General features: G+C 51.3%; 16 protein-coding genes. 10 read left to right on the forward strand and 6 right to left on the reverse strand.

Translation table 11 applies throughout. The features are described 5' to 3' along the window. Positions 1–1,120 precede the first annotated feature (1,120 nt). The 5 genes from FE848_RS17840 (at position 1,121) to FE848_RS17860 (ending at position 4,845) form a co-directional block, all read left to right on the forward strand. On the forward strand, positions 1,121–2,623 hold the full coding sequence (locus FE848_RS17840) for a cell envelope integrity protein TolA (RefSeq protein WP_200205212.1): 1,503 nt from the start codon (positions 1,121–1,123) through the stop codon (positions 2,621–2,623). Positions 2,624–2,818: 195 nt separating this feature from the next. Continuing rightward, entirely contained in the window at positions 2,819–3,037 is a 219-nt protein-coding gene (locus FE848_RS17845) for a DUF6500 family protein (protein ID WP_200205213.1), read from the forward strand. Positions 3,038–3,164: 127 nt separating this feature from the next. Then, positions 3,165–3,563, forward strand: a complete 399-nt coding sequence (locus FE848_RS17850; protein ID WP_200205214.1) for a GFA family protein — start codon at positions 3,165–3,167, stop codon at positions 3,561–3,563. Between the two features lie 46 nt (positions 3,564–3,609). Further along, complete coding sequence (locus FE848_RS17855; protein WP_200205215.1) at positions 3,610–4,290, forward strand: SDR family oxidoreductase; 681 nt, start codon at positions 3,610–3,612, stop codon at positions 4,288–4,290. Between the two features lie 54 nt (positions 4,291–4,344). Continuing rightward, on the forward strand, positions 4,345–4,845 hold the full coding sequence (locus FE848_RS17860; RefSeq protein WP_200205216.1) for a GNAT family N-acetyltransferase: 501 nt from the start codon (positions 4,345–4,347) through the stop codon (positions 4,843–4,845). 17 nt (positions 4,846–4,862) lie between these two features. On the opposite strand, the gene FE848_RS17865 is transcribed toward FE848_RS17860, so the two are convergent. Next, positions 4,863–5,369: a hypothetical protein gene (locus FE848_RS17865; RefSeq protein ID WP_200205217.1), complete on the reverse strand. Its 507-nt coding sequence runs from the start codon at positions 5,367–5,369 to the stop codon at positions 4,863–4,865. Between the two features lie 93 nt (positions 5,370–5,462). Continuing rightward, entirely contained in the window at positions 5,463–6,350 is an 888-nt protein-coding gene (locus FE848_RS17870) for a fatty acid desaturase family protein (RefSeq protein WP_200205218.1), read from the reverse strand. A gap of 142 nt (positions 6,351–6,492) precedes the next feature. Between FE848_RS17870 and FE848_RS17875 the strand changes: the two genes are divergently transcribed. Together FE848_RS17875 and FE848_RS17880 are read left to right on the forward strand one after the other, a co-directional pair. Beyond that, positions 6,493–7,509 (forward strand): AraC family transcriptional regulator, encoded by a 1,017-nt coding sequence (locus tag FE848_RS17875; RefSeq protein ID WP_200205219.1) that lies wholly within the window; start codon positions 6,493–6,495, stop codon positions 7,507–7,509. Between the two features lie 86 nt (positions 7,510–7,595). Then, positions 7,596–8,378, forward strand: a complete 783-nt coding sequence (locus FE848_RS17880) for an enoyl-CoA hydratase (RefSeq protein WP_200205220.1) — start codon at positions 7,596–7,598, stop codon at positions 8,376–8,378. On the opposite strand, the gene FE848_RS17885 is transcribed toward FE848_RS17880, so the two are convergent. From FE848_RS17885 to FE848_RS17895, 3 genes are read right to left on the reverse strand one after another with little or no spacing between them, the layout of a single operon-like run. Continuing rightward, positions 8,375–8,905, reverse strand: coding sequence for a DUF192 domain-containing protein (locus FE848_RS17885; RefSeq protein ID WP_310966374.1), 531 nt, complete (start codon positions 8,903–8,905; stop codon positions 8,375–8,377). The genes FE848_RS17880 and FE848_RS17885 overlap by 4 nt on opposite strands. After that, complete coding sequence (locus tag FE848_RS17890) at positions 8,869–9,630, reverse strand: ABC transporter permease (RefSeq protein WP_200205221.1); 762 nt, start codon at positions 9,628–9,630, stop codon at positions 8,869–8,871. The genes FE848_RS17885 and FE848_RS17890 overlap by 37 nt, the downstream gene beginning before the upstream one ends. Positions 9,631–9,641: 11 nt before the next feature. Then, complete coding sequence (locus FE848_RS17895) at positions 9,642–10,577, reverse strand: ABC transporter ATP-binding protein (protein ID WP_200205222.1); 936 nt, start codon at positions 10,575–10,577, stop codon at positions 9,642–9,644. Between the two features lie 148 nt (positions 10,578–10,725). Here FE848_RS17895 and FE848_RS17900 point away from each other — a divergent pair, with 148 nt between their 5' ends. After that, the gene (locus FE848_RS17900; RefSeq protein WP_200205223.1) at positions 10,726–11,199 is read left to right on the forward strand and encodes a hypothetical protein; all 474 of its coding nucleotides are present in this window, start codon (positions 10,726–10,728) and stop codon (positions 11,197–11,199) included. A gap of 89 nt (positions 11,200–11,288) precedes the next feature. Beyond that, positions 11,289–11,594 (forward strand): hypothetical protein, encoded by a 306-nt coding sequence (locus FE848_RS17905; protein ID WP_227715448.1) that lies wholly within the window; start codon positions 11,289–11,291, stop codon positions 11,592–11,594. A 4-nt stretch (positions 11,595–11,598) separates the two neighbouring features. Here FE848_RS17905 and FE848_RS17910 read toward each other — a convergent pair whose 3' ends face one another. Then, the gene (locus tag FE848_RS17910) at positions 11,599–12,171 is read right to left on the reverse strand and encodes a hypothetical protein (protein WP_200205224.1); all 573 of its coding nucleotides are present in this window, start codon (positions 12,169–12,171) and stop codon (positions 11,599–11,601) included. 183 nt (positions 12,172–12,354) lie between these two features. Between FE848_RS17910 and cls the strand changes: the two genes are divergently transcribed. Next, positions 12,355–13,785, forward strand: a complete 1,431-nt coding sequence (gene cls, locus FE848_RS17915; RefSeq protein WP_200205225.1) for a cardiolipin synthase — start codon at positions 12,355–12,357, stop codon at positions 13,783–13,785. Positions 13,786–13,810 lie beyond the last annotated feature (25 nt).

A 13,810-nucleotide genomic window follows, 5' to 3' on the forward strand; every position in this document is an offset into this window, starting at 1 on the left:
AAATGGGCGGCATTTACGCCTGATATTGGCTATTTTATGTTCAACTCTGGCGCTGCCGAATGAATCAACTAAGACCAGTGAGTTGTTGGCTCTCTGAAAGTGGCATTTTTGCAGGGGCGACTATTTAGTTTTTCAAAGTAAATTCTTTGACGAAAGAGGTTATATTCCGACCTTTGAAATTCTGAATCACCTAAAAGAGAATGGTTTTCCGAATTGTAGTGAACAGGCTCTTCGATCGTCTGTCATCGCAAAGCTTAGAGATAACGATGTAGTTATAGCTAGTTCAAGTCAAGGCTATAAGATTCCCAAATCGAAAGCTGACCTGTTCGATTTTGTAAATCGTGTCAGCGGCCAGGTATTGCCACTTCTTGAGCGATTAAAGAAGGCAAGAGACAGTTATCGCTTGGCCACAAAAGGCAATCTTGATCTTTTGGGCGAGGAAAATTATCGAAATCTCCTAGCCATTGTTAATCGGCTTTCCTCTCAGCTAGATGATGAATAATTGATCGTCGTACAGTTATTGACAGAACTCCAAGGTGGCGGGTAACTCTGACCGTTCAGTATCTCCCACGCATAAGCGGTATCGTTAGGCCGTGCGCCGATTTCCACTTGTGCCATTTTCCGGACTTGAATGAGGCGACTAACCCGTTCGAGCCAGGAGTCGTTCCAGGTGGAAGCTGGTTCTTTAGTTCTCTGCGGCCGCTTCACCACCCATCGTAAAGCTCTCGAAATCCAGCATCGACCCCGAGCACAAAGGCCAAACAACTTGCCTTTAGAGGGCTCATCATACTGGACGACAGGGCAATCAAGATACTCACCGGTGTCCTGATCATCCTTCAGCCATTTAGCCCTTTTGTAGTGTGATCGACTCGTTTGGCACAGGGGCCATGGGTAGGCGTAACGCTTTGGCTGAGTGTTCGAGATTAGATTGACCGCTTCAGCCACAAAGGTTGCCGATCTAAAGCAAGATCACCATAATTCGCAAGTAGCTCTCCACACAGCGAAACTAAGCCCGATCATTAACTCTGGTCCTGGCCGCGATCTGTTGAGCGCGGGCCTCTGAAAATCAGGGAAGAACGAGACTCAGGTTGTTCCCCCTAGAATGGACTCTTTTTACTGTATGGAATCGCATCGCCCAACTTGCTACGACATCGCCTCTCACTTTTACGTCAGCCACATCAATGGTGCGGTTATTCCAGGCACTCGCCTGAGCAAAGTCCTCGAAAGCATGTTTCACAGGCGGCCACTCACTGCACTGTCGTTGAAATACCTGCAAGAGCTAAACCTTACTCGATTGCACCAACTCGCAAGCGGCCAGTTGACCTATGAGGCTTTTATCGAAGGCTTGGATCCAGAGTTAGTTACCCGCGAACGGGCTGCTGACGCGCAGCGCCAAGCTCTTGAGAAAGAGCGTCGAGCCGAAGCGGATAGGTGGGCTCAAGAGGCCGAGCGAAAAAGAAATGCCATTAAGGCTGCTCGCGCAGCACGAGAAGTTGATCGCATTGCTGAGGATGCTGAGCGCAAAGCAAAAGATGAGGCTCGCTTGGCTCAGTGGACAGAACAGGACAAGCGGAACCGAGTCGCTGCAGAAGCCTTTTACGAGGCAAGAATCCGTGACCCTGACTATAGCCCCCTTACTCCCCATGATATTGCTTGTCACTATCACATTGACAACCATCCTAGTGCGGTTCGGTCGCCGTTTAGCAATATTTTGTGGGCGCTGTATCAGGGGCATGTTCTTTCGCCAGCCTATATTAACTACCTCAAGGTTAAAGGGTTTACCCTCTTGTATAAATTGGCCACAGGCCAAATAACCTACGAGTCCTATATTTCATCGATCCATGCAGCTGAAGCCGCAAAAAAAACTCGTATTGCACAGCTTAAAGCACGAAGGCTCCAGCGAGAGACAGTAGAGGCCGCTCGTATTGCTCGCGAACGGGATCCCGCATACATCCTGCGCAAGAAGTACGGAATTGTCGAAAATAGTGAGCAGCCTCTAGTCTTGCGGTTGATGAATGTTCTCCAGCACGTTGAGGCTGGTAACCGTATTGCCGAGCGGGACTTTGTTTGGCTTAACGCTGAGGGTAAGCGGTATTTCACTAAAGAGCTGCGGGAGGCCTACCATTTTCGGGAAGCTGAATTCTGCGCAAGAGAATATATTCGAACCAGGGATCCCTGGAATGTAATTAACGCCAGTGGTCACTATCGAAAGTGCAAGCAGCCAGAATCAGCGCAAGAACTTATCGGGCAGGTACCGGCGAAAAGCTTAAAACACCCCAAGATCCACTCGGCGATGCTCACTACTCACGGCGGTGTGTTGCGCGACCTGAAACAGCGTAAAAAAGGCTTGCAATTCGGGATACAGGCTCACGAGTTACAGCCAAAAAATTTCAGGCCCTGTACGTTGCTGGGTGCTTTGAACATTGAGCTAGGTAACTTTTCAGAGGGGCATGACTGGTACGCAAAGGCTGAAAAACTGGGTGCCTCAAAGCAAAGCATCGACACCGAGCTAAAAGGTATCTTTCGTCGGGCGGACAAGACATTGCGCGAAACCATGAGAACTTCTCTGCTAGCCATTGACCCAGTCCGATATCGCTGGGTGGATGAAAAATCCCGCGTATAGGCGCCATTGATATACGAGTTGTAGCCGCCTATCAAAGCTGCTAACAGTTTATATCCGGCTCTGCCAATAAGTAGCGCTTGAACGTGTTTGGAAAAGCGCCGTTATCGAGAGCATATATTTCTGCAGTCACGCGGAGCATGGTCAAGTTGCAGTCATGTGTGTGGGTGACTTTAATACTCAGGACGTGGCAAAAAAATGAGAAGTGATCTGAGAGCTAGAATCATTGAGGTGTGTGACAAAAAAATAGCGGCTAAAGGCAGCACTGTCGGCCTTTCTTTCTATGCATTCTTCGACAACAAAAATGATGATCCAGAGCGGTTAATGGAAGCAGCTACATGGTGGATACAGACGCACCAGCTTGACCATTTTGAAAAAGCACAGAAAATCAAAGGAATGATAGAAGACGGGCTTTGATCTCAGGTGATAAACAGATAGTCAGGCCTGTCACGGCGACAGCTTGTCTGTCGCGGCTTCGCTTCCATTCAGCAGCCGCACGTGCTGTAGTCGTTGGCAAGGGCCTCGATCAGCCAGGGAGACTCACATGAAAGGTAAATGTTTGTGCGGTTCTATTGAAGTTGTTTCGGAAAGCCAGGCTGAAGTGGGGCTTTGCCACTGCTCTATGTGCAGACGTTGGTCTGGTGGACCAATGTTTGCAGTCCATTGTGGCTCGAACGTAAAGTTTGAGGGAGAAGAGCCTTCAACTTACCAGTCTTCCGACTGGGCGCAGCGTGGCTTTTGTTCCAAATGCGGTACGCATCTCTTCTATCATCTGCTTCCAAACAATGAGTACATCATCCCGGCAGGACTATTCCAGAGCGAGCAATTCGCGCTGAATAGTGAGATCTTCATTGATGAAAAGCCCGCATTCTACGAATTCAAGAACAAAACAAAGAAAATGACAGGGCAAGAGGTCTTCGAACAATTTGCTCCGAAGGAGTGAATGTGCCGAGCAGGGGTGTATCAGCCTCTAATGAGGAGTAAAAGCAATGACTGACCAAAAAATCGTACTGATCACAGGTGCCTCTAGCGGTATTGGTGCAGCCACAGCTGAGAAACTCATCGAGGCGGGGCACAAAGTCGTTATTACGGCGAGAAGTACCGGCAAGCTAAACGACATAGTCAAAAGGTGGGGCAACGACAGGGTTTTAGCGGTAACGGCAGACGTGTCCAAGCTAAACGAAATTACAAACGTGGTGGATAAAGCCATAGAAACATTCGGCAGACTCGATGTGGTGTTCGCTAATGCAGGCACAGGCGTTAACGCTCCGGGCATCGAAAACGGTGATCCTGACGAATGGAAAACGATGCTGGACGTTAATATCAATGCGCTGTTGTTTACCGCCAAAGCCAGCCTGCCCGCATTAAAAGAAACCCAGGGGCACTTTATTATTACCAGCTCCATTGCAGGCAAGATCACATTGAAAGGTTCTGTGTATGGTGCCTCGAAGTGGTTTGCTTACGGATTTGGCCAAAATCTAGCCGCCGAAATGGCTGAATGGAACGGTCGTTGTACCACCATCTGCCCCGGCATGGTCAATACGCCCTTTTTTGATGAGGCCAAGCCAGACAAGCTAGACCCCAGCGATATAGCCGATGCGGTTGTGTATGCTATTTCTGCCGACCCTAGATGCGATGTGCGTGAAATTACGCTGATGCCAACTAAGTAATTGGTCTTGAGTGACATTCGTTATCTGCGGCTTTATATTTTTCAAGGAACTAGCATGTTCATAGCAGAAACGCCGAGACTAGTGCTTCGGGAGTTGTCCCTCAACGACGCTGGTGCGCTTGGAGAAATTCTTGGCGATCCAGAAGTAATGGAGTTTTCGACCAATGGGCCGTGCACTGATGACGACACCCAAAAGTTTATTGACGGGTGTCTAACGTCATACAAAGAGCATGGCTTTGGTCAGTGGGGGATTGTGGACAGTTCTTCGGGAGCCATCATTGGTTTTTGCGGCTTGAGTCCGGTTGACCTGAACGGAGTGCAGGAGGTGGAGATTGGTTATCGCCTCGCTCGTAATGCATGGGGCCAAGGGTTGGCTTCAGAGGCTGCCGCGGCAGCGCTCGCGTACGGCTTTTCAAAATGTGGCTTGGATTCTGTGATTGCGATTATCGCTCATCGCCATATAGCGTCGATTCGGGTAGCGGCGAAGGTGGGGCTGAAAATTGATTTCTCAACAACATACCGGGGTTGGGACGTTGGGATCTATCGTAAGGGCTAGCACACGCCGAATGCCGGCTATTCCCTGACCACCTTTTTCACCGAGTCCGCTTTTGATGATTTGGAACCAACTTTTCTCCAGGCTTCGTATTCTTCGCCATTAATCCACGTAACGCCTATGTGCTCTTCCCAGTTTTCGAAGTCTGCACTTCTGTAGCTATCACCTCCGCAGCCGCCTGCACCGTAGGCGATCTCGCAAACTCTCAAAACAATATACTCACCGTCGTAATCGAGGACCTTCTCACCGCGCCCGCTATTGGTGCACTGGGTGAACAGGCGGGATGGGACTTTGAATATGACTTCTGCGGTTTTCTCATCACCACTGCCTGTTACTCGGGTGATGGAGCAGGTACCTGCGTAAAATTCGTCGCCGTTGATGGTCACATCCGGCTCCATGGGTTCCCACCAGGCTATGGGCGCCACTTCCTTTTCTGATTCAACACTCCCGCTTTTGTAAAACTCACAGCCAGTCAGCAGTGCTGCTGCCACTGGTAAGACGAAAAATATACGGAGAGCTTTTGTCACGCGGCTTGCCTTAAACAATATACTCACTAACCGATACATGCGAACCGCCCATAAAGAAACCTGGAACCTAGTATACAGATTATGATCACCAGCTTACTTTGGCGCCAAGGGCTTACGCGTGAAAATACACAGTATCGGCGTGCCCTGTTGCCGAATGACAGGTTCAATATCCCGATGCAGAGCGTGGTAGTGATAGAAGGGAACTCTGGGGAACAGGTGATGGATGGAGTGCAGATTCTGGCCCAGCCAAAACCACTCTAATGGCTTCATCCAGGTGGGCATTATCAGGCTGTTGGTGTTGCGGTAACGCTCGGCAGATTTGTAAGGGATGTGTGGCCGATAGGCGAACCAGTAGGCGGTGAAAAAGCCACCCATCACATACCCAAGAAGAACCACCCAGGCAGCGCCGGGTACATCGATCAGGGCAAGAAAGGCCACGCGCCAACCCAGGGAAACCGCTATCTCTGCACAATACACGCTGCGCTCTTTAATCGTGGCTTTGCCCCAGTGGGCACTTACAAAAAACGTATTTTGTAACCACAAAAACTGAAACACCGTGCGAATTGCTCCAATGGGCCCCCGGCCAATTCCGCTGATCAGATAATCAGGGTCTTTGTCTGGCTGGTTGGTGTATCGGTGATGGGTAAAATGCTCAAGCCGGTGTGAGGCGTAGGGAATGGCGATCAGGGGAGCCATTAAATAACCGCACAGATCGTTCACCCAGCGCAGCTTGTCATGCTTGCCATGAATGTTTCCGTGAACGGCTTCATGCACCGGGGTGTAGGCCATGTAGGTGAGGGCGGCAAGAATAAGCATTGCGGCCCAGGCTGGCACCACGCCAAACGCAAAAAGAGCCAGGTTGCCGACAAAGCCAGCCAGCACCAATGCCACTAAAACAACCGTTGGCCATCCGAATTGCCCCATGTAGTTCTTTGCGAAAACAACGGCTTCGCGGTTGGCTGTACTTACATCCTGGAGCATGCTCACCTCTCGTTTTAATATTTGTTGGGAATATGCTTTCAATGTAATGTCTTCGGTAACCTGCACACAGGGCAGCTCTGGCCAATCGAGAAGCCCTTGTGGCCAGTTATGCTGATCAAACCCAAACTATAAAAGTACCTTGATGATTAACGCAGACCCCATTCTTCATCCCATTGTCATCAGCCAGGTGATGCTTAACTTCGCCGCCAGCCTGGGTGTCGATAAAGACACCTGTCTGCAGGGCACGGGTATCACCGATGAGGCGTTAGGGGATGGCGAGGCACTCATAGCCCGCGATCAGGAAATGCGTTTGATCGAGAACCTGATTCTTGCGTTGCCAGACACGCCTGCGCTGGGCTTGAAGCTTGGAATGCAATACAACGTGGCGACGTTTGGTATTTGGGGCTTTGCGTTGAGTACCAGCCGCACGCTAAGGGATGCAGCTAAAACGGCCATCCGTTACCTGCCGTTAAGCACGGCCTATTGTCGGCTGTATTGTTTCGATGAAGATGGCTTCTTTGGAATTGGTTTAGATCCGGAATTTATTCCTCCGCATGTGCGCCAGTTTCTGCTGGAGCGTGATCTGGCAACGGGCGTGAATCTGGTGCGGGAGCTTAGTTTATCTGGCCTGGCGATCAGTAAAGCAGAGTTTGAAGGGCCTGAGCCTGCGTATGCTGGTTTTATTGAAGAGGTTCTTGGGGTTCGACCAACCTATAACAGTCACCGTAACGCAATTATGGTGGCGGGCCTTGCCGCCGATAAGCCGCTGCCGACGTTCAATGCAAGGTTGGTGAGGATGCTGAACGATCAATGCCGTTTGCAGCTGGAGCAACGACAAACCAGTGGGTTGTCCGGGTTGGTGCGGCAGCAAATTCTTGGCCCGCTTGGGTTGGTGGCAACACTTGATGAGGTGGCCAGCGCACTCGCTATGTCATCCCGAAGCCTTCGGCGGAAGCTGGAGCAGGAAGGTACCAGTTTTCGGGCTCTGGTTGATGAAGAGCGCCGACAAACGGCTACGCAGATACTCAGCGGTAGTCACATGAAACTCGACGAGTTAGCCATTCATTTGGGCTATACCGATACAGCCAGCTTTACCCGGGCTTTTCGGCGCTGGATGGGCGTCTCTCCGGGTGAATATCGCAAAACCAACGTGTTGTAACATGCGCTAAAGGTCGCTTCGACAGCGAACGCATCCTGCCTGATACTGACTGTTTTCTGATTTACGGTGAACGGAGGTAACCCGCCATGACAAATCTGCTGAAAAGGCATACCGATGAGATGGGCATTACAACCCTTACCCTGAGCCAGCCTGAACGGCGCAATAGTCTTTCTCTGGGCATGCTGGATGCTCTGGGTGAAGCTCTCGAAGACATCGCCGCAGACAGCGCTACACGGGTTGTGGTGATTGCGGCTGAGGGTAAGGTGTTTTGTGCTGGCCATGATTTGAAAGAAATTCGCGACCAGCTGGATAGCCACGAGTTTCAGTTGGCGTTGTTTAAGCGTTGTAGTGAGGTAATGCAGCAGGTGGTTAACCTGCCAAAGCCCGTTATTGCCCGGGTGGCGGGTGTGGCGACGGCAGCTGGGTGTCAGCTGGTGGCGAGTTGTGATTTGGCGGTTGCAGAAACCTCTGCTCGCTTTGCCACGCCGGGGGTGAATATCGGGCTGTTCTGTTCAACACCTATGGTCGCACTCTCTCGAGACGTATCACGAAAGCACGCCATGGAAATGCTTCTTACGGGGGAGATGATCGACGCCGCTCGTGCAGAGCAGCTAGGGTTGGTAAACCGTGTGGTCGATGAATCCTTGCTGGATGAGACGGTGTACGCCATGGCTCGCACTATTGCTGAGAAATCCGGGCACACGCTGAAAATAGGTAAGGGCGCTTTCTATAAACAGCTGGAAATGCCCCTGGCCGATGCATACGACTACACGGCCAGGGTGATGGCAGAAAACCTGCTTGCGGATGATGCCCGGGAAGGCATCTGTGCGTTTCTGGATAAGCGTAAACCGGAGTGGCAAGACCGCTAGCGATTACTGCAGTTCTGTTCGCCAAGCTTGAGTCGATCTCCGACCCCAATATCATTAGCTTCAAAGAAGCCTGCGTTCATTTCCACGGCGGAGATGAACGCAACCTCCGCAGGATAGCTGGGGCAGCGCGCGCCACTGGATGAGTCGCAAGGTTCCATCTGTTTGATGTTGCCAATCACGCCTTGGTTATTCAGGTAGGCGATATCGAGTGGGATGAGAGTTTGGAACATCCAGAAGCCATGATCCGGGCTCTGCTGCTCCTGATACTCAAACAGCATCCCGGAACTGGTTGCCATAGACTTTCTGCCCATCAAACCTTTCTGGCGATCCCTTGGCGCACGCGCCAGTTCCAGGCTGACGCTAACGGCGTTGGAGGCTGTTACGAAGCACCCTTCAATAACCGGCAGGCCGACTGATGGCTCGACAGCAGCCGAACCAGAGCAACCAGCCAAGGTGGCCACAAAGCAGAGCAGGGTGTAGCGGTATCGCATCAGGTGCGCAGCCGGTAACCGGTTCTGAAAATCCACCAGATACCTGCCATGCATGCGAAGAGAAAGAGAAGTGTCATCCCCACGCTAATTCCTATGTGCACATCAGACACCCCATAGAAGGCCCACCGGAACCCGCTAATCAGGTACACCACCGGGTTGAACAAGCTGATGGTTTGCCAGATTTCCGGAAGCATATCGATGGAGTAGAAGGTGCCCCCAAGAAAGGTAAGCGGGGTTACGATCATCATGGGAACGATCTGCAGCTTTTCGAAACCGTCGGCCCATATTCCGATGATAAACCCGAACAAGCTGAAGGTTACGGCGGTCAGTATCAGGAACGACAACATCCAGAATGGGTGCAGTATGCTGTAGTCCACAAACAGCCTGGCGGTGGCGAGTATGATCAGGCCCAGTATCACCGACTTGGTTGCCGCTGCGCCCACGTAGCCCAACACCACTTCAACGTAAGACACAGGGGCAGAAAGCACTTCATAGATTGTGCCGGAGAACTTCGGCATATAAATACCGAACGAGGCATTGGAGATGCTTTGCATCAGAAGCGACAGCATGACCAGACCGGGGATGATGTAGGCGCCGTATGCAATGTTATCAATATCGCCCATCCGGGAACCAATCGCTGAGCCGAATACCACAAAATACAGACAGGTGGAGATGACTGGCGAGAGCACACTTTGCATAAGAGTGCGCCGCATGCGGGACATTTCAAAGTTGTAGATGGCTTTAACACCGTAAAAATTCATGCTTTCTCCTGTTAGCCTTTGGTGGCTTGTTCGTGCACCAGGCCGACAAATATGTCTTCCAGGGAGCTTTCCCGAGTGCGCAGGTCGCGGTAATCAACGCCTATATCTCCAAGGGTTCGCAGTAATCGCGCAACGCCTGCCTGCTCCTGCTGGGAGTCAAAGGTATATATCAGTTCGTAGCCATCTTCGGACAGCTCAACTGGCTCGGTTAGCAATTCACTCGGTACCTCGTCCAGCTTGTTTTGCAGTTGCAGGCGCAGTTCTTTCTTACCGAGTTTGCTCATCAGTTGGCTCTTTTCCTCCACCAGAATGATTTCGCCCTGGCGAATCACACCAATGCGATCTGCCATTTCTTCGGCTTCTTCTATGTAGTGGGTGGTGAGAATAATGGTGACTCCGTCTTCCCGGAGTTTCCGAACCATTTCCCACATGTCGCGGCGAAGCTCCACGTCCACGCCTGCAGTCGGCTCATCAAGGAACAGTATGCGTGGCTCATGGGACAAAGCTTTGGCAATCATCAGCCGGCGCTTCATGCCACCGGAGAGGGTCATGATACGGTTGTTCCGCTTATCCCACAGGGACAAATCCCTCAGCACTTTTTCAATGTGAGCGGGCTTGGGCGCTTTACCGAACAAACCTCGGCTGAACGATACTGCATTCCACACAGTTTCAAATGAATCGGTGTTGAGCTCTTGGGGTACGAGGCCAATGGTTGATCGAGCCTTGCGGTAATCCCTGATGATGTCATAACCACCAGCACGGACTTCACCGGATGTCATGTTGGCGATACCGCAAATGATGCTGATCATGGTGGTTTTGCCGGCGCCGTTCGGGCCAAGCAAAGCAAATATTTCACCCCGATTGATTTCCAGATTGATATTTTTCAGGGCCTGGAAACCGCCCTCATAAATCTTGTTGAGGTTTTTAACGGAAATATCCGGCTGCACGGGCGTATTCCTGTTTTTGAAAGTGGGTCAGATATGCGAGCGCGGCATTTTCTCATGTATGGCGCTGGTTTAGAAATCTTTGCCTTGACGCAGATAGTGTCCATAATGCTTTGTGGTTTTCAACAGGGGGTTTAAGCCCGGTATCGGTATGTTACGAACGATTTTGATCTTGGGTTTTGTTTTGGGCCTGGCGACCGTAGCTGTACTTGGCCTTCGCTGGTTACAAACCCCAAACAATGGGCCTGCAGACGCTGCGTTACCTGTATGCGACTTGTTGGGCTCTCCCTGTGAATGGGAAACAGGGGCCGGTCTTTGGAGTGTTAGCCTTCAGATTATCGGCGACGAAGGGCAGGGCACGGAATACCGGCTAGTTGTTTCTTCACCGGTGGCGCCTGAGCGCTTCATTGCGGTTCTGAGGGGGGAGTCTATGTACATGGGAGAGTACCCAGTGCCGCTACGTGGGGGGGGTAATGGTCAATATTCGGCACGGTTTGTTGCGCCTTTGTGCACCGCTGACACTGAGATGGTTTGGCGTGTGGATCTGCAGAGTGGCCAGCAACCTCTTTCGGAATCCGTGCCCTTGAAACTGGTATTTCAGAGTGAGGATCATTTAACGCGATAGTCTGGCCCTTATTCACCCCATACCTTGGCTGACAAAAGCTCAGGAAAGTGTAAAATCATGCAAGAATTCGCGCTAACTTCAGAGAAAATATGATGGATTATGGGGAAAGTGTACAAAAGGTACTTCTGAGGAAGATTCGCAAGGCCGAACAGGATTTGATGCAGCTGAAGCTGGATTATTGCCGTTTTGTTTTTGGCCTTACTCATCGGGCCAGAGTGGTATCGGGTGGTACAACTTACCTGGTTCTTTCAGTCGATGTGGAGTCTATGGCATCTACAGATGAAGGCGCATTTACTCGCCCGTCTGTCGCAGGTGTACCTGCAGACACGCCGAACCAGGCAGAATCGGTGCCTCTGGGCACAGACTGGATATTGGAGCAGCAGCACAAGGGTTAAGAGATCAGATCAGTGCGTTAGCGGTAATAGCTGAATAAAGGCTGTTTTCAGGCTGAACGTACTGGTGAGCCTGCCAGAATTCCGCGCCTTCAAGCCCGGCGCGGAAACAGGCCAGCAGTACGCCGCAAGAAGTCAGTGTAGCTATCGCCTGCACGGCTTCTGACTGCCGAATACCGGTTTTACGGGCGGCAATCTGGGCCACCAACCCTGCTAATGAATCACTGTGCCGTTCTGATTGGTCGCACAGGGCGCAACCGGCGCCGTATAACCAGGCTGCCGCATAAGCACGAACCGCTTCCGGCGCGTTGCTGAGTTGCAGGCCACTTATTCGACAGTCCCTTTCCTGAAGACCTGCAAGAATGTGCAGCTGGGTAAACAACTCTGTACGATCTGTGGTAGCCAGGCGCTTCTGTTTTTGAACAGATGGCTTTTCCTTGGGTGTTACAGGCAGGAGTCGGTTGTCAGCTGCAGTCGCCAGTAGAGGTTCAGAGCGAGTCAGAGTTAACATTCGCCACACCAGGGCCACAACCAAAACAAGCAGGCCGACCTGAGTCAGTACAACAAGTCCTTCGATCATGAGCGGTGCTACCTTGAATGAACTATTTCAGAACGTTTCAACAGTGTAACGGATTGTATCCCTTAGTCGTCGCGAACTCTTGGTCATAAACGGCCTTTAAGTCGACTAACCTGCAGAAATTGTGACAAGGTTCCCAGTGGCTAATGAAAGAGAGAAGGCCCCAATACTCCCAAAGGCAGCCTGATGACAATTATTCTGGTACTCCACACTCTGTTGGTTCTTACTTTTACCATCCGGATTTTGTTACGGGATGATCTATCGCCGCCCGGGCGGCTCGCGTGGTTTGTGGTTCTTAATTTATTGCCTTATTTCGGCAGTGCTATTTATTTCCTGTTCGGCGAAACAGATATCGGCAACCGCGCAAGCAAACGACACAAAGAGGTCTTCCGCGAAATAAGAGCGAAAGCGTCCTGGTTTATGGGTGACGCCACCAATACTGAAACACTGATTGATCCCGTATACCGCCCCGCGTTTCGCTATGCGGGTTCGATAAATGGCTTCCATCCTTCAACAGGCAATACTGCCGAGTTGATGAGAGATGGCGATGAGACTCTTTCCAGAATGGTGGCCGATATCGACGCCGCTACCGATCATGTTCACGTGCTTTACTATATCTGGCTTGACGACAACACCGGTCACGCCATTGCTGAAGCCTTGATTCGAGCCGCACAAAGAGGTGTGGTCTGCCGTGCCATGGCGGATGGGCTGGGTTCCCGGGCAATCATAAACTCGCCGCTCTGGCAGCGTATGAAAGAGGCGGGCGTTCGTATGGCGGTTGCTCTATCCCTGAAGCATCCCATTCGCACCATTCTGACCAGCAGATTGGATCTTCGAAACCACCGCAAGATTACAGTGATTGATGCCCGCATTACTTATTGCGGCAGCCGGAACTCCGCAGACCCTGAGTTTCTGATTAAAGCCAAGTACGCGCCCTGGGTAGATATCATGCTCCGGTTTACCGGGCCGGTGGTGGTTCAAAATCAATTACTGTTTGCCAGTGACTGGATGCAGGCTACCAACGAGTCTTTGGATGGTATCCCTTTATCGTCTGGGCGGGGCAAAGAAGGATTTCCTGCACAGGTTATGGGCGTTGGCCCAACTGAGCGTCATGGTGCTACACCCCATCTTTTTGCCAACCTGTTTGCATGCGCCCAAAGCGAACTGACACTCTCTACACCTTACTTTGTTCCCGATGCTACGGTTCTTGAAGCCCTTTGCGCGGCTGCCTACAGGGGTGTGAAAGTAGCGCTGATCTTCCCTAAAATTAACGACAGCTTGATTGTGGCCGCTGCAAGTCGCAGCTATTATCACCGGCTGCTCGATGCCGGCTGTGTTATTCATGAGTTTAAAGGGGGATTGCTGCATGCAAAAACCCTCACCATTGACGGCAAAATCAGCCTGATCGGATCGTCGAATCTCGATTTAAGAAGCTTCGACCTGAACTATGAAAACAACATCCTTCTGCAGGATGAAGCCACAACGCAGGCCATCACCGAACGCCAACAGAGCTATATCAGTCAATCTGAGGTGGTCACTTTGCCTGAGGTTCTTGCCTGGCATTATCACGAAAGGATTTGGCACAACGTTATCGCAACCATTGGCCCTGTTCTATAACCAACGGCACCTGCGACACACGGGA

It is taken from the genome of Marinobacter sp. 1-3A (assembly GCF_016597775.1).
GTDB classification, from domain to species: Bacteria; Pseudomonadota; Gammaproteobacteria; order Pseudomonadales; family Oleiphilaceae; genus Marinobacter; species Marinobacter xiaoshiensis.